The following is a 21,149-nucleotide window of genomic DNA, read 5'->3' on the forward strand; positions in this document are numbered from 1 at the left end:
AATAAAAAAGTTGTCTAATTTTTTCGAATTCCTTATTGACTCCAAGCTAATTCTAGGTAAGGATAGTAGTATATTTTATTTTTTTGTTGGAGGATATTATGAAATACATTAGTACACGTGGCAATGTAAATGAAATTGGTTTTATTGATACAGTTTTAATGGGACTTGCAACCGACGGCGGGCTTCTAGTTCCGGAACAAATCCCGCACATTCCTGTAGAAAAGCTGCAGTCTATGTCCAAGCTGTCTTATCAGGAATTAGCATACGAAATTATTTCCTATTATGTTGATGGAGAAATTCCAGAAAATGAACTTAAAGAATTAATTAATAAAAGCTATGGAACGTTCCGTCATCCAGAGGTGACACCTGTTCAAAAGATTAAGGATAATATGTATGTGCTTGAATTATTCCATGGTCCAACCTTTGCATTTAAGGATGTGGCGCTGCAATTTTTAGGGAATTTGTATTCCTATATTGCTAAGAAAACTGGAGTAACGATCAATATTCTTGGTGCTACTTCTGGCGATACAGGTGCATCTGCGATTGAAGGGGTAAGAGGAAAAGAAGGAATTCGCATTTGTATTTTGCATCCCCATGGAAAGGTAAGTAGGGTTCAAGAACTGCAAATGACAACTGTCAATGATCCAACGGTTTTAAATTTAGCAATAGAAGGAACGTTTGATGATGGTCAAAGAATTATCAAGGAAATTTTCGCGGATTTAGAGTTCAAAGAAAAATATCATTTACGTGCTATTAATTCTATTAACTTTGCTCGTATTTTAGCACAAACAGTTTATTATTTTTATGCGTATTTCCAAGTGGCAAAAGAGCAGGATATTAAGAATTTAAACTTCAGTGTGCCAACTGGAAACTTCGGTGATATTTTTGCCGGTTATTTAGCGAAGAGAATGGGTTTACCAGTAGGTAAGCTTATCGTTGCTACAAATGAGAACAATATATTAGAACGTTTTATCAAGGATGGAGTGTATCAGCCAGGTGAATTCCGTGGTACTTATAGCCCGTCAATGGATATACAAGTGGCGAGCAACTTCGAGCGTTACCTATACTACTTGCTAGATGAAAACCCAAGCGCTGTACGTGAATTAATGGATCAATTCAAGTCAGAAGGAAAAATTGTTGTGGGTGAAGAGCTTCTTCGTCAAGTACAAGTGGATTTTGCAGCCCATGGCGTGAGAAATGAAGAATGTCTGCAAACGATTAAGACGTACTATGCAGACACAAATTATTTGCTTGATCCTCATACATCTTGTGGAGTTGCTGCTTATGAAAAATCAAGTATACCTAATGAAGTATGCGTTACATTATCTACAGCACATCCAGCTAAATTTAATGAAGCAATAGAATTATGTAATATAGAGCAGACATATCCAGAGCAAATTCAGCAATTGTTTGATAAACCACAATTCCTAGAAGTTGTTAGGGCAGACAATGAGGAAATCGCTCGTAGATTAAAGAAACTTTTCAGTTCTGCACAATAAAAATCTATAAGATTATTGACAACAGGGTGCCCCTCTAAGTTATATTTGGGGCACTTTCTTCCTTATTAATTTTATGTAATAATTTTTTTCCATATATTATTAATAATGTCACCCCTGCTTAGAACACCAATGACTCGTCCAGCTCTATTAACTACCGGAAGTTTTTTATAATTATGTATAGATAATAAGCGCATTGTCATTTCAAACTCATCTTCAGGTGATACGGAGAGGATATTTCTTTTTGTCATGATTTCTTTGACAGATGTATCCAACTTTTCATGTAATACGTTTTCTAATTCCCCATCCTCAATTATGTAAATAAGTCCAGCAAATCCAAGACGCTTTGGAGATAGGTAGCGCAATACATCTCCATCTGATACCATTCCTACTAGATGCCCCTTATCATCAACAACAGGTACACCTCCAATTCGATTGGAATTGAGTATATCTAACAGTTCCTTGATCGTACTCGAAGGTTTTACCGTAAAAACTTTCGTAATCATGAAGTCTCTTACTTTCATTATAATTCCCTCTTTTGATGCTGGAATAGCAAACATTTTTATGTACCCATATCTTAACATAAACATTGCTTTACTAGTAATTTGAAAAAAAAACATACAAAGGGAGCTTGTATGTTCTTCTCTTTAAGCATTATGATATTTATACAACCAAAGAATACCAGATTTAATAAAGCGCGCAAATCTTCCTGTAACAGGGCGTTCTGCTACTAATCCAAAACCATGTTTTTTTCCTAGAGATCCAAGAATTCCTTTTAGTTTGATTGTTGGCATTGATTCCGGTAATTCCTCGTTATTCCAGCGCTTTAATAAGATCTCAACGATTTGTTCTGCCTGACCTTCTGCCAATTGCGCACTTGGTGCATGGGGTAGACTTGCACAGTCACCAACTACATACACATGTTCATTATTTGGAATATTGTGGTGTGGTGTAATTACTATCCGACCATGACCGTCCTTCTCTACAGGCATTTCCCTAACAATAATATTCGGTTGAACACCTGCAGTCCAGACAACAGCATCACTGTTAATAGCTTCATCATGATTGTACAGTAAATTTGGTTCAATTTTTGTAATATTGGATTCACTTACAATTTCAACGCCATTTGTATTGAACCACTCTTCTACATACTTACTTAAACGAACAGGATATGAAGATAAAATATGTTTACCACGATCAAATAATTTAATGTCCAAATCTAGACGGCTTTCGCGAAGTTCACTAGCCAACTCAACACCGCTTAATCCAGCACCAACAATGCTAACGGTCGACCCGGGAGGTAGATCATTCAGAACCTTGTAGGTTTCACGTGATTTTTCGATGGATTGGATACTGTAGGTGTTCTCCGCTGCACCAGGTACATTATGATAGTTGTCTTCACAACCCAATCCAATAATTAAATCATCATAAGGAACCGGCTTCATGTCTTTCAAAAGCACCTTTTTTTCTTCTAAATCAAATCCTCTTACTTCACCATATGCAATGTCCAGCCCTAGGTGTTCAGGAAAAGCCACACGTACATCTTGGTCTGAAATAGTCCCCGCAGCTAAAGCATAATATTCCGTTTTCAAGCAATGATAAGGATTCCGATCAATTAGTGTAATTTTTACGTCATCAGGAAGTTGATTAGGCAAAAAACGGGCAAGTATTCTCATACCACCGTAACCGCCACCTACAACCACGAGATTTTTCATTTTTAAGTCCCCCTTTTCGTGTCTCTTTTATACTATAACAAAAGCTCTTCATAGATATTTTTTATATTTAAAAGTTATTTAATATCAAAGAAAGTATAACGAAATTATGTCAAAATAACAACAATTCTGTGACGAAACTTAAAAAGAGATTTCATTTCCAGATACTGAAATAATTGTTAAAATGAATGCAAATGGATAAAGGAGGCACCCTTATTGAATTTAGATAAAAGCACTTTCTTAAATGAGTATCATTTTACAGAAGATTATTTAAATCAAAATAATATTGATTGGGAAAACCTAATGCTTATTTACAATGACTATCTTAATCTGAAACCCCAATTAGAAACACAAGCTAACTATATTGCGGATGTGTTCCGAAAACATAAAAATGTTCATACGGTTAAATCAAGGGTAAAAGAACCAAAACACTTGGTAGCTAAACTTATTAGGAAAACCTCTGATAGACAGGGGACCTACGGTAAAGAATTTCAATTTTCGGTAGACAATTACAGAAGAGAAATAACAGATTTGATTGGTGTACGTGTTATCCATATATTTAAAGAGGACTGGGAGAGTATACATAATTTTATTAAAGAAACTTGGGAAACGATCGAAATAGTTGCCAATATAAGAGATGGTGATAATAAAGAACCCTATGAAAATTTGGGATTATCCATAAAATCAAGAGAGTCAGGCTATCGTTCCGTTCATTATTTAGTTAATTTTACCCCAACACGTCAAAATGTAATTGCGGAAATACAAGTTAGGACTATTTTCGAGGAAGGGTATGGTGAAATTGATCATCAACTAAGATACCCAAGTAATAATATACCGAACGTGTTAGCATTAAATCTCTTAGTGCTTAACCGTCTGGCTGGAAGTGCAGATGAACTATCATCTGTAGTTAAATTACTTAACGATAGTTGGAATGAAATGGGGCATGAATATAAAGCGATTATTGAAAAAAAAGATATGGAATTAAAAAAATTAAAATCAAGAATAGAAAAACTTGAAATCGATGAATCAGAAAAAGCATCACTTGTTTCGGATATAAGTAATATTCTTGTTCAAGAACTATCTGATGATATCTTAAGTTTTTCAGACAAACTTAAAGATTTTACTGGATGAACATCTCCAATGGGGATGTTTTTTGTTTTTCTAAAAAAACCAAAACTAGATTAATAGTTTTGGAATATTCATTGGTTTTGGACATAAAATCAAAACAAAACAACTAAAATTCAAAACAAATAGACAAAATCATGTTGTTTTATTTGGATATTAAACAGAATCATACCAATACAATATTACATTGTAAGGGGTTTGATCGTTTGAAATTGTAGAACAACACAGATTACTCAATGGATTGCAGGTGAATTACATGTCAGTTTCTTTTGAAGAAAGAAAAAAGGTTATTGTCAACATTCTTTCGAAACAGGATCGTGTTAGAATTCCAGAGCTTGTTGATATACTTGGCGTTTCAGGCGAAACAATAAGACGCGATCTTGACCGGATGGAAAAGGAAAATCTTCTTAAAAAAGTCCATGGTGGAGCTGTAAGGGAAAAAGGAGCTTTTGAGCTTCCGTATGATCAAAAATCCATGGTTAATGCAGAAGAGAAGTATGCAATTTGTAAAGCTGCAGCAGATATAGTCGAGGATGGAGAAATCATTATGATAGGCCATGGTACAACCGCATCGCATATGGTTCATTATTTGAAGGATAAGAAGGGTGTTATGATTGTTACTCCTTCTGTCCCGATTTTACTTATGTGTTTGGAGGGTCATTTTGAAGGAAGAGTTATTTTTACAGGGGGAGAATTGGATAAAGAGCAAAAGCTTACGGCGGGACCTATAGCAGAAAATATGTTAGGTGAATTAAAGGTAAATAAAGCTTTTATTGCTGCTGGAGGAATATCTGTTAACGGTGCAATCACTGATTATGACATAAATGGTGCAAATCTATCGAGAAAAATGATTGAACGGGCAGATGAGGTTGTTATTCTTGCTGATCATTCTAAGTTTGGAAAAGCAACATTTGCTCACATTGCCTCACTCCCAGAGATTTCAACGGTTATTACTGACAGCAAGTTATCAAGTGATTGGAGGAAGAGGTTGGAATCATTTGATATTAAAACGGTGATGGCGTAAATGCCACAAAAAACTAACTAGTATATAAAGGGGATAGAGATATGATCAAATTGGACATAGGAAAAGAGGAAGTTCTCCAAAAATCGATTGATTGGTGGAACCCAGGAAAAACACGTCAATGGCAAGAAGATGGCATTGATTTTGTGATGGGAAAACGCGAAGGGTACTATATTTACGATATGCACGGAAAGAGGCTCATGGATCTGCACTTAAATGGGGGTACGTTTAATCTTGGTCATCGAAATCAAGAAGTGATCCAAGCGCTAAAGGATGCGTTCGACGAGTTTGATATTGGGAATCATCATTTTCCTTCGATTGGACGTGCTAAACTTGCTGAAGCCCTAGGTCGCTCAACCCCAAAAAGCGTTCGTTATACTATTTTTGGTTGCGGAGGAAGTGAAGCAATAGACGCAGCCATTAAATGTGCACGTTATGCAACAAAACGTAAGAAAGTCGTTTCCATTCAAAATGGTTATCATGGTCATAGCGGGTTGGCTGTCTCATTAGGACATATTCGTTATTCAGGTCCTTTTTTAAGCCAAGGGGAACCTGGTTTATTTAAACAAGTCCCTTTCAATGATCTAGCTGCGATGGAAAATGCCCTTTATGAAGAGGATGTAGCTTGTGTCGTGATCGAAACGGTTCCAGCTACATATGGATTTCCGCTACCGGAGGAAGGTTACTTAAAAAAGGTAAAGGAACTTTGCGAAAGATATGGCACTCTTTATGTGGCTGATGAAGTTCAGACAGGTCTAATGCGGAGTGGAAAGATGTGGGGTATCGAACATTATGGTGTAGATCCGGATATTCTTGTTACAGCCAAGGGTTTAAGCGGAGGAATTTATCCGATCACAGCAACAGTAGTTGGTGAACGTGCAGCCGGCTGGATGAACGAGGATGGGCTTGCACATATCTCAACTTTTGGCGGGGCCGAACTGGGTTGCGTTGTTGGTGAAAAGGTGTTGGAGATTTGTCAACGTCCAGAGGTAGTAAAAAATGTCGAGTATGTTTCCCGTTATTTAAGAACAGGACTGGAGCGGATTAGACAAAACTATTCCGATTATTTTGTAGGCATCCGTCAGCTTGGTGTCATTATGGGATTAGAGTTTAGAGAAAAAGATGATGCCAAAGATGTTATGCGTGCTTTTTATGATAATGGTGTTTGGGCAATTTATTCAATGCTTGATACAAAGGTTTTACAATTTAAGCCAGGATTGCTATTAGATAAAACTTATTGTGACGAATTGTTGGAGCGTTGTGAAAAAGGTATTAAAGAAGCGGCCAGAAAAAGATAATATAATTTTCTTAAAAGGGAGGGGTTCCCCCATGGAACAATCAAAGTTTCAGTCAGTTGAAGAATTATTAGAGCATTTTAATTACATTAGTCAACGTGCCAAACTTTTATATCCTGAACATGAAAACTTAATGGTAGAGCTTCTTGATTATTCTGAAAATGCTACGTATATAGTGGAAAATAAGGAAACGAAAGAAAAATCAATTTTGCGGGTATGTCGTCCGAATTATCATACGAAGGAACAGATACGGGTAGAAATTGAATGGATTCTTGATATTGCGAAAAATTCGAAGGTTGAAGTAGCGTTGCCAATAGCGGGAAGTAATGGAGAATTTGTTCAGACAGTTACCAGTGAATTTGATAACCATGATTATCATTGCACGATGTACACTTTTCTAGAAGGGAAAGAACCGAAACCAAGTGATGAAGATTTATTGATTAGAGATTTCGAGACATTAGGTGAAGTTACAGCCCATCTGCATAAACATGCTAAGTCATGGGAAAGAGTGAAAGATATTGATCGGGAAAGTTGGAATTGTGAAACGATTCTCGGTGAAAACCCGAAGTGGGGCAAATGGGAGAATGGAAAAGGGATCACACCTGAGCGCAAAGAACTTTTTCAAAAAGTTTCGAAGGTAATCAAGAAAAGACTAGAGAGGTTTGGAAAATCAAAAGACCGTTATGGACTTATCCATGCCGATTTACGGCTGGCGAATTTACTTGTACACAACAATCAAATTAGAGTCATTGACTTTGATGATTGCGCCTTTGGTTGGTACTTATTTGATATTGCTTCTGCACTTAGCTTCATTGAGCATGAACCCTATGTCCCTAAGTTGGTAAAAGCGTGGTTGAAAGGCTATCGGAAGGTTCATCCTCTTTCGAATGAAGAAGAGCAAGAAATTCCTACTTTTATAATGTTACGTCGTTTAATGCTCATTTCTTGGATAGGCAGCCGAGATAATGATTTGACCAAACAAATGGGAGTTGCTTATACAGAACAGACAGATCAATTAGCTAAGAATTATTTGGAGGCGTTTTCTGACTAACGCCTAGTTGGAAGGTTTATAGTGTGATAGTTATGTAAATCAATAAAATTTGAAAAGGAGGCGTACCAAATGGAAGAAACCAAGAATTTGGAATTAAAGAAAACGCTTACGCCATTTCATTTATGGGTAATTGGGGTGGGAATCGTAATCTCAGGAAATTACTTTGGCTGGAACTTTGGCTTAGCAGAATCAGGATATGTTGGTATGTTAATTGCCGTTGCAGTTATGGGGATTATGTACTGGTTTATGTGTTTAGGAATTTCTGAATTGTCGACAGCCCTTCCGCATGCCGGAGGTCCTTATTCCTTTGCTAGAAGGGCAATGGGCCCATTGGCCGGCTACCTAACCGGAATTGGTGTAACGTTAGAGTACTTAATTGCTGCTCCTGTTGTAGCGATTGGGATTGGAGGCTATATTAATTTCTTATTTCCATCGGTAAATATGATTATTGCGGCAACCTTCATGTATATTTTCTTCATGATAATACACATAATTGGTATTAAGGAATATGCAACACTTGAAGCAATCTTTGTTTTCATAGCTTTAGCTCTACTAGTTTTAATGTATTTTGTTGGTTTTCCACAAATTAAGATTGAGAATTTATTTGGAACAGGTGAAGCTTTAATTCCAAACGGATTTAAAGGAATTTGGGCGGCCCTTCCATATGCTATGTGGCTCTTTCTTGCTATCGAAATGCTGCCAATGCTATCTGAGGAAACAAGAAATCCCAAAAAGGATATGCCAAAAGGAATTATTTCAGGAATTACAACATTATTGATTCTCTCGGTAATAACAACTACTGTTGCCATTGGTCTTGCAGGAATTGAACATATGAGCACAGCAACTGACCCACTACCAGCAGCTCTTGCGGCAGCCTTTGGAAACACTTATTGGTTAGCTCAAATCCTTGCCTCGGTTGGACTTGTGGGGTTGATTGCAAGCTTTTCCGGCGTTATGCTGGCTTATTCACGACAAATCTTTGCCTTATCTAGAGCAGGATATTTACCACCCATTTTAGCCTCATTGCACAAAACAAGAAGAACACCATATTTGGCAATTATTTTACCTGGTATTGTAGGTTTAGTTTTAGTGATGCTATTCAATCCGGATGATTTAATTTTGATTTCAACATTTGGTGCCCTAGTTTCCTACATTTCTATGAATCTGTCAGTATTAATTCTAAGAAAAAAGGAACCGAATCTACCACGTGCATACAATACACCGTTATTTCCAATCACTCCAATCGTTTCATTAGTACTCGCTGTAATTTCTATTTTTGCAAGTGTATTTGCAAACATCACCTTCTTCATGATCAGTATTAGTATTTTTATTGTAGCGATAATTTATTACTACGCCTGGGCTCGTTACCGAATTAACACAGATGCACCTGAGGAACGTATGGGTGATGAAACTGCTGTAGCCACTGAAAAATAAGTATTAGAGGAGGGGGAACATGGATAAAGAATTAGTTGAAAAAATAACGAGACTTGTCCTAGAGCGGATGAGTTTAGTAGAGAATCCTACTAAAGGAAAACTAAGTGATGATGAAATTAAAGAGTGGAATTCATTTCATGATGCAGGCGTTGTGAACCATACCCATAAAGAAAATATTCAATACTTAGTGCCGCTGTCTGATAGTGAGGTTTCCGATTGGAGCAACATTACTCTAAATAATGCACACACTTACTCGAATAAAGTGAAGTTTACTAGATATTAAAAGGAGGAATTTATAATGTCAACATCTTTAAATGGAGCACTTGGAATGATCGAAACAAAAGGTCTTGTAGGTTCAATAGAGGCAGCAGATGCGATGGTAAAGGCTGCAAATGTAAATATTGTCGGAAAAGTTCATGTCGGGGGAGGTATTGTAACCGTCCTAGTAACAGGAGATGTGGGCGCTGTTAAAGCCGCAACGGAGGCTGGAAGTGTGGCAGCACAACGTGTTGGAGAACTGCTTTCTGTCCATGTAATCCCACGTCCTCACAATGAATTGATTGCTATTTTACCCAAAATAGGTGAATAAATAATGGTCTTCGAGGTGTACTTTTAATGGGAAAAGTAGATATAGATCGTTTAGTTGATGAAATTGTAAAGGAGATTACAACCCTGGGAAAAATGGAAAAAAGTAAAAATGAAACTCTTGTTCCAATTGGTGTTTCCAGTCGGCACTGTCATTTAACGGTTGAGGATTTTGCTGTTCTTTTCGGAAAAGATGCATCGCTTACAAAAAAAGTGGATTTAAAGCAACCAGGTCATTATGCCGCAAATGAAACGGTCACTCTGGCGGGGCCAAAAGGATGCATTCAAAACGTAAGAATACTGGGTCCATTTAGGAAGAACACGCAAGTTGAAGTCAGTATCTCTGATGCAATAAAACTTGGTTTACAGCCGCCAATTCGGGAGTCTGGTAAGATCATAAACTCCTCGCCTATTACAATAATCGGTCCTAAAGGAAGTATCTATTTAGAAGAAGGGCTTATTATTGCCCAGGCCCATATTCATATGTCACTTGAAGATGCTGAGTATTTTAACGTGAAGGATGGAGACTATGTCCGCATTAAAATGATGAACGAAAATCGACCGATATCCTTTGATAAAGTTAAAGTACGCGTATCATCAGGCTTTGTTCTAGAAATGCATATTGATACAGACGAGGCGAATGCTGCGAATGTAAAATCAGGTGCGCATGGGAAACTCTTGAAGCCAGGTGAGCAGTAATGATCGACTCTAAGCTTATCGAAGATATAGTAAAACAGGTGATAACCAAACTTGAAACCAATGGAAATAATACTAAATCTAATCTCCTTGTCATCTCCAAGCCGGGACAGGATATGGAACAGGTATTAAGTCGTTTAAAACAAGATTGGAATATTGTTTTGGCTGAGAAAATTGAAGGTAATGTATTTTCCAGTTTTGATCAAGCGATGTTTTTAAACATAGATCAGGACACAATCGTAAGAGTTGCCCTCGGCCTAGCCGACAGCCCGAACAGTAAGCTATTTGTACAATTAATCATGAACGAAATCCCGATAACGTTCATACCAGATGCTTCGTTACGTCAGCTGTTGGAAGGGGATGAAAAAAATCATCACTATTCCTCCTATATTAAGAAGCTACGAGATTATAAAGGGACGATTGAAAAGTTTGGTGTAACCTTTAAATCATTAGAGGAATTGAAGTTGTGCAATTGTTCAACGATTAAAAAACTAAATGAACAAAGTAAGTCATCTAAAACCCTTATTTCACTTGAAGATATTATGCATTTAGCTGGTAATCAACTTGTTGTTCAACAAGGAACAATCATTACCCCACTTGCGAAAGATAAAGCAAGGGAACTTGGAATTCAGATTTCTTTTTCCTAAAGTCAGGGAGGATTTAATTATGGTAATAGGAACCGTGTTAGGAAGCATTTGGGCTACAAGAAAAGAGGATGGGTTAACAGGGGTAAAACTACTGAAGGTCAAATTAGATCATGTTGAGCCAGATGTTACCTGCATGGGTTCTATTCTTGTGGCAGCTGATCGAATTGGTGCAGGTACAGGAGATAAAGTGATTATAACGAGAGGAACACCGGCATCTAAATTTAATGATCAACCGGTTCCTATTGACGCACTGATTATCGGAATTATTGATCCGGAAGAATAGGAAAGGATGAAATCAATGGGAAAAGCTGTTGGGATGATCGAGACATTGGGAATTGCTACTACAATTGAAGCAACTGACATGATGCTCAAAACGGCTGATGTAATTGTATTTCAGCAAAACAAAACAGATCCAGCTCTTGTAACAACATTTATCACGGGCGATGTTAGTGCAGTGGTTGCTGCGATTAAAGCTGGCAAAGGTGTAGCAGAACGTACGGGAGCTCTCATTGCCTATACGGTCATTCCAGCAGCTGATGATCAAACTTTGGATAGATTGATTGAGTGAAAGCAGGTGTATATGTTGTGATAGAAAAAAAGCGTAACAGTAGGAGGGATTCACTAAATGAGCTTTGACCAAGACCTTCAATCCATCCAAGAAATGAGAAATGCTCTTACCAAAGCCCATGAAGCGCAAAAAGTGTTTGCGACCTTTACACAACAAGATGTGGATCGGATTGTAAAACAGGTGGCTGATGCAGCATTTCGGGAATCTAAAAGACTTGCAGATATGGCTGTAGAAGAAACAGGGATGGGCATTGCGGTGCATAAAAAAATAAAAAATGAAGTAAGTTCACGCGACGTATACGAGTCCATCAAAAATGAAAAAACAATCGGTATCATTCATTGTGATCATGCCTTAAAAGTAACTGAAATTGCTTATCCATTTGGTGTAGTAGCAGCTATTATTCCAACTACTAATCCAACCTCAACAGCTATTTACAAAACTTTAATATCATTAAAAAGCGGAAATGGGATTGTGGCAAGTCCGCACCCTAGAGCAACAAATTGTACGATCGAAGCACTAAAGATCTGTAACGAAGCTGCTATCGAGGCTGGAGCACCCCAAGGATTAATTGGCTGGATTTCAAAACCGACTATAGAAGCAACTCAACTGTTAATGAATCACAAGTTGACTAATGTTATTCTGGCAACAGGCGGAGTCGGTCTGGTAAGAGCTGCCTACAGTTCGGGTAAACCGGCATATGGTGTTGGTCCCGGAAATGTACCAGCTTATATAGAAAAAACGGCTAATGTTGCCAATGCTGTTAAAAATATAGTTGATAGCAAAACTTTTGATAATGGAACGATTTGTGCTTCTGAGCAAGCTATCGTTGTTGACCAAAATGTAAAGGAAATGACAATTCGAGAGTTTAAAAAAAATAAGGCTTATTTTGTAGAAGGAGAAGAGAAGGTAAAAATGGAAAAAATCATCTCACCTGTAATTGGGCAGCTTAATCCTAACATAGTTGGCCATTCAGCAGTGGAAATAGCAAAAATGGCAGGGATAAACGTTCCGGCTGATACCCGTGTCATCATTGCAGAAGAAGACCGATTAGAAAAGTCCGCTCCATTTTCGATTGAAAAGCTATCACCCATTCTTGCTCTTTATACCGCTCCTACTCAAAATAGGGCTAAAGAGATTTGTTTAGGTCTTTTGAATCTTGGAGGGAGAGGTCATAGTTTGTCAATCCATACAAATGATGAACAAATTGCTGAGGAATACGCACAGATTATGCCTGTATCAAGAATTATGGTCAATACTTTATCATCAATTGGGGCAGTTGGGGCAACGACTGGACTAAAGCCTTCATTTACTCTAGGATGTGGGTCCTATGGTGGCAATATAACAGGTGATAATATTTCAGCGCGGCATCTCATTAATATAAAACGTTTAGCATATGTAACAAAAGAGGTTCTTCTTCCACAAGAATCAGAACGTCCAAAGGATTCTTTAAGTAACGAGGGTGACCATGTAGAAAACGTTGTTTCAAAGGTTCTGGAAAGTATGAAGATTGAACGAGAACCAATTGATGTTAAGGAGATTAAGTTTCTAGTGCAAAAAGTAGTTTCCGAGCTTCAAAGGTAGGAAAGAGATACTTGTAGAAAGGAAGAGAAATAGATGACAGATATTAACGGTGCTTTAGGGATGATTGAAACAAGAGGTTTGATTGGTGCAATTGAAGCAGCAGATGCAATGTTAAAGGCAGCTGACGTTACCCTTATACGGCAGGATAAGGTAGATGCAGCTTTAGTAACGATTGTTATTGAAGGCGATGTTAGTGCAGTACAGGCTGCGGTAGAAGCAGGTAAAGAAGCAGCTACTCGTTATGGAACGGTTGTCTCGTCCTTGGTAATTCCTCATCCAGATACCGAAACAAAAGAACTTATCAAAAAAGGGAGATCGTTATGAAAACTTTTAGAAGGAATAAAATTGCGGTAATCGGAGCCGGCTTTACTGGTGCTACTTGTGCCCTCATGTTAGCACAAAAAGAACTGGGTGATATTATCTTGGTTGATATACCAGAGTTGGAAAATCCTGCGAAAGGAAAAGCGTTAGATATGCTAGAAGCAGGTCCTATTGAAAAATTCAATGTTTCCATTAAGGGCACATCAGATTACTCTAAAATAAAAAATGCAGATATGGTTATCGTTACTGCCGGTATAGTCAGAAGGCCTGGTATGAGCCGCGATGATTTAGTCTTAACGAATAAAGAAATTATAATAAACGTTTCAAAAAAGATAAAGGAGTATGCCCCAGATAGTTATGTACTCGTTTTGAGCAATCCAGTTGACGCCATGACCTATACATGCTTTAAAACAACAGGATTTCCAAAAAAACGTGTAATCGGTCAATCTGGTGTGCTTGATACGGCTCGTTTTAGAACTTTTGTAGCTAAGGCTTTAGACATTTCAGTCGAAGATGTTACAGGTTTTGTACTTGGAGGACACGGTGATACTATGGTGCCGCTGATTCGGTATTCCAATGTTGGTGGCATACCCTTGGAATTAATAATGTCAAAAGAACAAATCGATGCCATTATCGAGAGAACGAGAAAAGGTGGTGGCGAGATTGTTGAGTTACTAGGGAATGGTAGTGCTTACTACGCACCCGCTGCGTCTTTAGTAGAAATGGCAGAGGCCATAATCAAAGATAAAAAACGCGTTCTGCCAGCCATAGCGTATCTTGAGGGTGAATATGGATATAACGACCTCTATCTAGGGGTTCCAACGGTGCTCGGTGGAAAAGGTATTGAGAGTATTATAGAACTGCCCCTAACAGACGAAGAAAAAGCACAATTGGATATATCCGCAAATGAGATTATGAAAACAATAAAGATAACAGGAATACTATATTAAAATATTAAAAACAACTGAGTGAAATCAATAATTTTCAAATTCCAGTTAGTGGACATGCTTCTGAAATAATTTTTATGGATAGTATCGGAATATTAAATAGGAAATGGACATAAAAATTACTACCAAACAAAAGCCACAACAATACACAAACTATTCAACAACTATCCACTCTTTTTTGGTAACTTTTATTATCTTGTAATATCAGAATCTTCAGAAAGGGGATGTTTAGATGATTTCTTTAAAGGGAAAGACAGTAATCGTTACAGGTGGAAGTAAGGGGATTGGAAAAGGAATTGCATGTGTATTTGCCAATCATGGTGCAAATGTGGCAGTTGTTGCCCGTGACCTCTCCACCGCTGAAACATGTGCAGCTGAAATTAATGGGGGAGAGGGAAGAGTGGTTGCTTTCAACGCCAATGTTACGGATCGAAAATCAATGGAGTCGATGGTCCAAAAAGTCACTGAAACATTCGGTGGTATCGATGTACTATGTGCTAACGCCGGGATATTCCCGTCTGCTCCTCTTGAAGAAATGACTGACGATGATTGGGATACAGTGATGAATACAAATGCAAAAGGAACATTTATTTCAGTTCAGACATGCCTGCCGGTTTTGAAAAAAGCGGAATTTGGCCGGATTGTCATTACATCATCAATCACTGGCCCTGTGACAGGTTATCCTGGGTGGGCCCACTATGCTGCAAGTAAGGCTGCGCAGCTTGGTTTCATGCGGACAACGTCATTAGAATTAGCTGCTGACGGAATAACTGTTAATGCTGTAATGCCTGGCAATATATTAACTGAAGGATTAGAGGGAATGGGAGAAGATTATTTAAACGAGATGGCCGCTTCAATTCCTATGAAAAAGTTAGGAACAGTGGAAGATATCGGTTATGCTGCTTTGTTCTTAGCCTCCAAGGAAGCTGGATTTATTACTGGTCAAACGATTATTGTTGACGGCGGGCAAATTCTACCGGAAAACTAACCAACATGGACAATATTCGTGCCACAACAGTTGATCGAAAACTATGTAAGCGTTATCTATCTTGTGATGAAGTTTTGATCGAACGCCGCCAATTGCTTAGGATACTTTTACAGGAGAGAAGGGAGATAAAATGTCTAAAGCAGGTCTTGCATTATTTGAACAAAAGTCAACGGGTGGAGTAGCCAGACAAATCAGTCCGGTTGATACATTGATTTATTCAGCTGCAAATCCTGGTTTAATGTTCGCACTTGTATATATTATGTGGGCGCCGTTTTTATATCCAGGTGCCCACATGGTTTGGGCTATTTTGGCCGTATCTCAGATGTTTATCATTGCGGGGCTTTATTGGTTATTTTCCGTGTCTATGCCAAGGTCCGGCGGTGAATACATTTATATCAGCCGGATTATGCATCCATCACTAGGTTTAATGTCAAGCTTTATGATTACCTTTACTTCAATCTCATGGACTGGGATTCTATTAAACTGGATTGTAAAATGGTCGATTGTAGAATTCTTCTATTCGATGGCGCTTATTAAAGGAAATGATCCAGCCTGGTTAAAGTTAGCTGAATTCTTTAATACAAACATCATGCATGCGATTATTTGTACTGCTTTGCTTTTACTCATTTATTATATTTACTATAAAGGTACAAAGTGGATGGTAAGGCTGGCCTATGTAACACTAACTGCTACTCTAATAGGGGCTGTAGTTTTTATAATTGCAAATATTGTTACAGGCCAAGGCACATTTGCCGTGAACTTTACGCAACTCACAGGGCTAGCCTACGATGATGTCATAAAAATAGCAAAAGAAGATGGCTATACGACAAAGTTTTTATTCGGCGCTACATTTATGGCTGGTTCGACCTATATTATTCTTAATACATTGGGGTCAACATTCGGCGCTAATTTAGCTGGTGAGGTTCGCAACGTTCAAAAATCACAGCTACTTGCTTTATTTGGATCAATTGCGATCTTAATGGTCGTTTGGACAATTTTCTATGGTATGACTTATGTAAACTTCGGTGATATATGGTCAAATAGCCTGTATTACTTATATAATGCAGGGCATGAGGCTTATCCATTCCAAGGCTATGATCCATTTATAACGATCATGATTGGGATCATGACAAAAAGCCCTATCTTTGTATTTTTGATTGCCATTTGTTTTGCTGTTGCAACTTTTGGATCAGCTGCAGGCTTAGGCTTTGGCCCATCACGTAATTTTGTTGCTTGGTCTTTTGACCGCTTAATCCCTAGTAAATTTATGGAACTCAATCCGAAGACAAACTCTCCTACTTATGCATTAAGAACTGTAATAATTGGGGCTTGGATTTTTTCAATGGTCGATATTTTTCTCCCTTCCTGGACAGCCAACATTGCCTACACAATTTTTACATGGTTCTTGGCATGGATCTTTTTGGGTATCTCAGGAATCATATTTTCAACGCGGAAGAAGATCTTGTTTAATTCCTCTCCTCCTATTGTCAAAACAAAATTCCTAGGTATGCACCTAATTACAATTCTCGGTTGGTTAACTCTAGCGATTAGTGTATCAATTTGTTACTATCTTCTAATACCATTTTTCAGAGGAGATTTACCATTTACCATGATTGTTGTCTCATTGTCACTCATGTTTATTCCTATTTTTATCTATTACATGACGAAACGCTCGTACGCTAAAAAAGGAGTAGATATTGATATTCAATTCCAGGAAATCCCTTCCGATTGATCATCAATCCAACCATATAACCTTATTTAAAAGGGAAACGGAGTGAGAGTCTTGAGAATATTCTATGCCGCAGATTTGCACGGTGGTGAAACTGCTTTCCGTAAATTTACCAATGGTGGTAAGTTTTATAATGCTAATTTAGTAATATTCGGAGGTGATTTTACAGGGAAAATGGTCGTTCCGATTGTTGAAAAGGATGGCGTTTATACCTGTACGTATTATGGCTCAACTGTAAAAGTAAAAAAGGTAAGGGAACTTCCTGATTTAGAAAGAAATCTGCGTGATGCTGGTTTTTATCCATTAGTGATATCTGAAGCAGAATTAAACACGCTAAATGAGAGCGATGCAGAACGGATTATTAAAGAAAAGCAAATGGAAGTTCTTAAAGAATGGATAAAGCTCGCTGATGAAAGATTTGCAAGAACTGAAATCCCATGTGTTATCATTCCAGGCAGTGTTGATGATTATTATTTGGATGATATATTAAATTCAGGAAATCATGTCCAAAATGGTGATGGGAAAATTATTGAAGTCAACGGTTATGAAGTTGTCTCCATTGGCGGTGGCAAGCCAAGTGTCTTTAGGTATCCCCGTGAAGTGAGTGAAGAAGAACTTGCTGAGAAAATTAATGCATTATGTGCTGAAGTAAAGGATATGAGGAAGTGTATTTTTAATATTCATATGCCTCCTTATGATACCGATTTGGACCGAGGTACTTTATATGATGAAGACTTGAAGCCGGTATTAGATGGAGATTCTTTAGCAACAGCACCAACCGGTAGTAAAGCGGTTAGAGCAGCAATTGAGAAGTATCAGCCATTACTGTCATTGCATGGTAATGTCCATGAAAGTAGAGGAGTAACTAGAATAGGGAATACGATTTGTATCAATGCAGGTACAGATTATGATCAAGGTATGCTTAGAGGAGCATTAATTGATATTAGTTCAGATGGTACCCTGTCTTATACGTTAACAGCAGGGTAAAAAGGGTGTGATAAAATGTTAATTTTAGGAAGGGGAATTAAAACGATACTATTCGATAAAGATGGAACAATAATAGATTTTCCTTCCATTTGGATTCCGTGGATTGATAATATTTTTGATTACTTAGTAGATACTGTACCCGAATGCCCATTAAGTAGAATTGAATTAAGGACAGCATTTGGAACGGGGGAAAAAGGAGATTTTGTTGATCCAAAAGGACCGCTAGCCATTGCAAGTATAGAAGAGAGTAAGACCATCATTGCCTATAAATTATATGAAAACGGAGTTCCATGGGATTCAGCTGTGGTTTATGCTGTTGAAAGTGTAAAATTTGCAAATGAAAAAGAAAATTCTTCAACAATAAAAGCAATTGATGGAATAAAAGAGTTTTTAGAGGATGTAAGGGCAAGCAACATCAGGTTAGGTGTGTTGACAGCTGATGATACAGACAGAGCATGGGAACATTTGAAAGAAGTAAAGCTGGCTGACTATTTTGAATTTGTCATTGGAAGCAATCAAGTATCAAATGGTAAGCCCTTCCCTGATATGGCTTATTTAGCAAGAGACCGCTATAGTATTTCATTGTCAGAAACAATGTTAATTGGGGATACAAATGCTGATATGCAATTAGGGAAAAATGCTGGGGTAAATGTTACAGTGGGAATTGTCACCTATTCAGACAACAATATAAATCACCTGAAAGATGCAGATGTTATCATTAAAAGTTATAAAAAGCTAACGATGTAAAGGTAAAGAAGCAGGGCTCTCCCCTGCTTCTTTATTTATAAACCTTTTCAATATCTACCCGTCCTGAGAAGAACGTTGCTCCGCCGCCAATATCAGCTATGCGGTCAGGGGTGAGAGAGTTGAGGTGGTGCTTCGTACCAGGTCGGTCACTCCACAACCCTTGAGTGGCAACTACTCCTGGCAGTACATTTTCATCTACAGACACTTTCAGCTCGCATTCACCACGATCGTTCCAAACTCGAACTAAATCCCCATCCTCAATATTTCTTGATAACGCATCCTGAATATTTAAATGTAATTTTGGTTCTTTTTCCAAACTTACGTGTTTCTCATTGTTAGAAAAAGTAGAGTTTAAGAAATTGTGATTAGGTGCCGGGACAAATTGAAATGGAAAATCCCCGTCATCACATAATGGGATATAAGTCGGCAATGGTGGAAGCCCTGCATTGGCCATCTTTTGTGAATAAAGTTCGATTTTCCCGCTTGGTGTTTCCAGCTTACCAGGGAATAATGGCTTCATGTTTGCTTTCACATATTTCTTTTCTACCAACATTTCATACGTAATGCCTTCAATATAAGGATTACCCGTATTTTCAAGCGCACCTGTAATAAGTTCTACGTCTGTTTCAAAAAGAGCGGGATCGTCAAAGCCCATTTCTTTTGCCAAGAGCCTGAATACATCTGTGTTTGATTTTGATTCACCATACGCTTCGATAACCGGCTCCTGAATTTGGACGTGGTTATGCCAATAGGAACAATAAAAATCCGTATTTTCATAGGAAGAGGTAGCAGGTAAGATAATATCTGCGTATTTAGCCGTTTCTGTTAAAAATAAATCATGAACGACTAAAAACAAATCTTCCCGTTCAAGTCCTGTACGTACTTTATTTCCAGATGGTGCAACAACGGCTGGGTTACTTTGGTAAACGTACATAGATTTAACCGGTTTCTCCAATGAAAGCAGGGCCTCACCAATGGCGTTCATATTAATAATACGGGTATTCTTATTTTTTAATAAATCAGGTCTTTGCAACCATGTTTCATTATATCCCAAATAACTCGAATTAGATTTAATCGCACCTCCACCTTTATGCAGCCATTGGCCTGTCAAAGCAGGGAGGCAGGCGATCGTTCTAACGCACATGCCGCCATTATCATGGTGCTGAATGCCATTTCCAATTCGAATAAAGGAAGGGGAGGTTTCAGCATATAACCTTGCAAGCTTGTAAATATCCACATCTGGAACTCCAGTAATTTTAGAAACAGTAGATGGATCATATTGAACCACATGGTCCCGAAGCTCTCCATGACCAACTGTATATTCCTGTAAAAATGCTTCATCTACCAGATTTTCTGCGAATAAGATGTGCATCATTCCTAAGGCAAGCGCTGTATCTGTTCCTGGCAAAATCGGAATAAACCAATCTGCCATTCTACCAGTTTGGTTTTTATGGACATCAATAACTACAATTTTGGCTCCATTTTTACGGGCTTTTTGGGCTATTGCCCATTGGTGCATATTCGTGCTGACTGCATTGATTCCCCAAAAGATGAACAGTTTTGCATGAATCGTATCTACGGGGTCAACTCCAAAGCTGCCGCCCATCGTATATTTATAGCCCATTGCACCAGCTGTGCTGCAAATCGTTCGATCAAGCTGTGTGGCACCTAACCTGTTAAAGAAGCGACGGTCCATTCCTTCAGCACTGAGATTTCCCATATTTCCGTAGAAGCTGTATGGAATGATACTTTCAGGACCTTCCGTTTCGATAAGCTGTTTCCATTGGGAAGTGATCGTTTGGATCGCTTCGTCCCAGCTAATCCTTTCAAATTTTCCCTCTCCTTTTTTACCAATACACTTCAAAGGGTATTGTAATCGCTTCTCATCATACAGCCGTTCAGCGACATTTCGTACTTTATTGCAAATGTTTCCTTTTGTAACAGGGTGGTTTGGATCTCCCTCCACTTTAATTATTTTTCCATCCTTTTTATGGATAAGTAGTCCACATTGATCCGGACAATCAAGGGAGCAGACTGATGGAAAAACCCCGTCTTTCTGACTAGCATATGTATTCATGAAAGCTCTCCTTTTTATAATTTTATTAGATTATTAACATTTCATTATTTGTAATAGTACAAATTATACTACAAAAAATAATTCTTTGTTGCGACATTGCATAATATTTTAATAACAAAAAACGGATGAAACGGCTATTCCC

Annotated in this window: 22 protein-coding genes; 19 read left to right on the forward strand and 3 right to left on the reverse strand. The window is 38.0% G+C overall.

Features of this window, described 5'->3' with window-relative positions:
- The first annotated feature begins 98 nt into the window (after positions 1-98).
- Positions 99-1,499 (forward strand): threonine synthase, encoded by a 1,401-nt coding sequence (gene thrC / locus P9E47_RS15620; protein WP_326163945.1) that lies wholly within the window; start codon positions 99-101, stop codon positions 1,497-1,499.
- 71 nt (positions 1,500-1,570) lie between these two features.
- Here the strand turns inward: thrC and P9E47_RS15625 are convergent, their stop codons facing one another.
- Positions 1,571-2,020, reverse strand: a complete 450-nt coding sequence (locus tag P9E47_RS15625) for a CBS domain-containing protein (protein ID WP_039957531.1) — start codon at positions 2,018-2,020, stop codon at positions 1,571-1,573.
- Between the two features lie 123 nt (positions 2,021-2,143).
- The gene (locus P9E47_RS15630; protein WP_326163946.1) at positions 2,144-3,211 is read right to left on the reverse strand and encodes an NAD(P)/FAD-dependent oxidoreductase; all 1,068 of its coding nucleotides are present in this window, start codon (positions 3,209-3,211) and stop codon (positions 2,144-2,146) included.
- A gap of 213 nt (positions 3,212-3,424) precedes the next feature.
- Between P9E47_RS15630 and P9E47_RS15635 the strand changes: the two genes are divergently transcribed.
- The 18 genes from P9E47_RS15635 to P9E47_RS15720 all read left to right on the forward strand — a co-directional run bounded on the left by P9E47_RS15635 (position 3,425) and on the right by P9E47_RS15720 (position 18,930).
- On the forward strand, positions 3,425-4,339 hold the full coding sequence (locus P9E47_RS15635; RefSeq protein ID WP_003332009.1) for a RelA/SpoT domain-containing protein: 915 nt from the start codon (positions 3,425-3,427) through the stop codon (positions 4,337-4,339).
- Positions 4,340-4,589: 250 nt separating this feature from the next.
- Positions 4,590-5,357, forward strand: coding sequence for a DeoR/GlpR family DNA-binding transcription regulator (locus P9E47_RS15640; RefSeq protein ID WP_326163947.1), 768 nt, complete (start codon positions 4,590-4,592; stop codon positions 5,355-5,357).
- A gap of 41 nt (positions 5,358-5,398) precedes the next feature.
- On the forward strand, positions 5,399-6,652 hold the full coding sequence (locus tag P9E47_RS15645; protein ID WP_326163948.1) for a class-III pyridoxal-phosphate-dependent aminotransferase: 1,254 nt from the start codon (positions 5,399-5,401) through the stop codon (positions 6,650-6,652).
- Positions 6,653-6,683: 31 nt separating this feature from the next.
- Entirely contained in the window at positions 6,684-7,700 is a 1,017-nt protein-coding gene (locus P9E47_RS15650) for a phosphotransferase enzyme family protein (protein WP_326163949.1), read from the forward strand.
- Between the two features lie 69 nt (positions 7,701-7,769).
- Entirely contained in the window at positions 7,770-9,134 is a 1,365-nt protein-coding gene (eat, locus tag P9E47_RS15655; protein ID WP_326163950.1) for an ethanolamine permease, read from the forward strand.
- A 19-nt stretch (positions 9,135-9,153) separates the two neighbouring features.
- Positions 9,154-9,417, forward strand: a complete 264-nt coding sequence (locus tag P9E47_RS15660; RefSeq protein ID WP_326152090.1) for a hypothetical protein — start codon at positions 9,154-9,156, stop codon at positions 9,415-9,417.
- A gap of 15 nt (positions 9,418-9,432) precedes the next feature.
- The gene (locus P9E47_RS15665; protein WP_035194671.1) at positions 9,433-9,723 is read left to right on the forward strand and encodes a BMC domain-containing protein; all 291 of its coding nucleotides are present in this window, start codon (positions 9,433-9,435) and stop codon (positions 9,721-9,723) included.
- Positions 9,724-9,749: 26 nt separating this feature from the next.
- A complete protein-coding gene (pduL, locus tag P9E47_RS15670; RefSeq protein ID WP_326163951.1) occupies positions 9,750-10,418 on the forward strand; it encodes a phosphate propanoyltransferase in 669 nt (222 codons plus the stop codon).
- Positions 10,418-11,062, forward strand: a complete 645-nt coding sequence (locus P9E47_RS15675; RefSeq protein WP_326163952.1) for a hypothetical protein — start codon at positions 10,418-10,420, stop codon at positions 11,060-11,062. Before pduL ends, P9E47_RS15675 begins: the two co-directional genes overlap by 1 nt.
- Before the next feature lie 19 nt (positions 11,063-11,081).
- On the forward strand, positions 11,082-11,345 hold the full coding sequence (locus P9E47_RS15680) for a EutN/CcmL family microcompartment protein (RefSeq protein ID WP_326163953.1): 264 nt from the start codon (positions 11,082-11,084) through the stop codon (positions 11,343-11,345).
- 15 nt (positions 11,346-11,360) lie between these two features.
- Positions 11,361-11,630, forward strand: a complete 270-nt coding sequence (locus P9E47_RS15685) for a BMC domain-containing protein (protein WP_326163954.1) — start codon at positions 11,361-11,363, stop codon at positions 11,628-11,630.
- Positions 11,631-11,687: 57 nt separating this feature from the next.
- Complete coding sequence (locus tag P9E47_RS15690; RefSeq protein ID WP_326163956.1) at positions 11,688-13,211, forward strand: aldehyde dehydrogenase family protein; 1,524 nt, start codon at positions 11,688-11,690, stop codon at positions 13,209-13,211.
- A gap of 33 nt (positions 13,212-13,244) precedes the next feature.
- Positions 13,245-13,535 carry a BMC domain-containing protein gene (locus P9E47_RS15695; protein ID WP_407697190.1) on the forward strand — a complete coding sequence of 97 codons (291 nt, stop codon included), beginning with the start codon at positions 13,245-13,247 and terminating at the stop codon, positions 13,533-13,535.
- A complete protein-coding gene (mdh, locus tag P9E47_RS15700) occupies positions 13,532-14,482 on the forward strand; it encodes a malate dehydrogenase (protein ID WP_326163957.1) in 951 nt (316 codons plus the stop codon). Before P9E47_RS15695 ends, mdh begins: the two co-directional genes overlap by 4 nt.
- Positions 14,483-14,711: 229 nt before the next feature.
- Complete coding sequence (gene fabG / locus P9E47_RS15705) at positions 14,712-15,467, forward strand: 3-oxoacyl-ACP reductase FabG (RefSeq protein ID WP_326163959.1); 756 nt, start codon at positions 14,712-14,714, stop codon at positions 15,465-15,467.
- A gap of 130 nt (positions 15,468-15,597) precedes the next feature.
- Entirely contained in the window at positions 15,598-17,199 is a 1,602-nt protein-coding gene (locus P9E47_RS15710; RefSeq protein ID WP_326163960.1) for an APC family permease, read from the forward strand.
- A 51-nt stretch (positions 17,200-17,250) separates the two neighbouring features.
- A complete protein-coding gene (locus P9E47_RS15715) occupies positions 17,251-18,183 on the forward strand; it encodes a metallophosphoesterase family protein (protein ID WP_326163963.1) in 933 nt (310 codons plus the stop codon).
- A 15-nt stretch (positions 18,184-18,198) separates the two neighbouring features.
- The gene (locus P9E47_RS15720) at positions 18,199-18,930 is read left to right on the forward strand and encodes an HAD family hydrolase (protein ID WP_326163965.1); all 732 of its coding nucleotides are present in this window, start codon (positions 18,199-18,201) and stop codon (positions 18,928-18,930) included.
- Positions 18,931-18,961: 31 nt separating this feature from the next.
- Here the strand turns inward: P9E47_RS15720 and P9E47_RS15725 are convergent, their stop codons facing one another.
- Positions 18,962-21,007 (reverse strand): molybdopterin-containing oxidoreductase family protein, encoded by a 2,046-nt coding sequence (locus P9E47_RS15725; protein ID WP_326163968.1) that lies wholly within the window; start codon positions 21,005-21,007, stop codon positions 18,962-18,964.
- Positions 21,008-21,149 lie beyond the last annotated feature (142 nt).

The sequence above is a fragment of the Schinkia azotoformans genome, assembly GCF_035811335.1.
In the GTDB taxonomy this organism is placed as follows: Bacteria; Bacillota; Bacilli; order Bacillales; family Bacillaceae_J; genus Schinkia; species Schinkia azotoformans.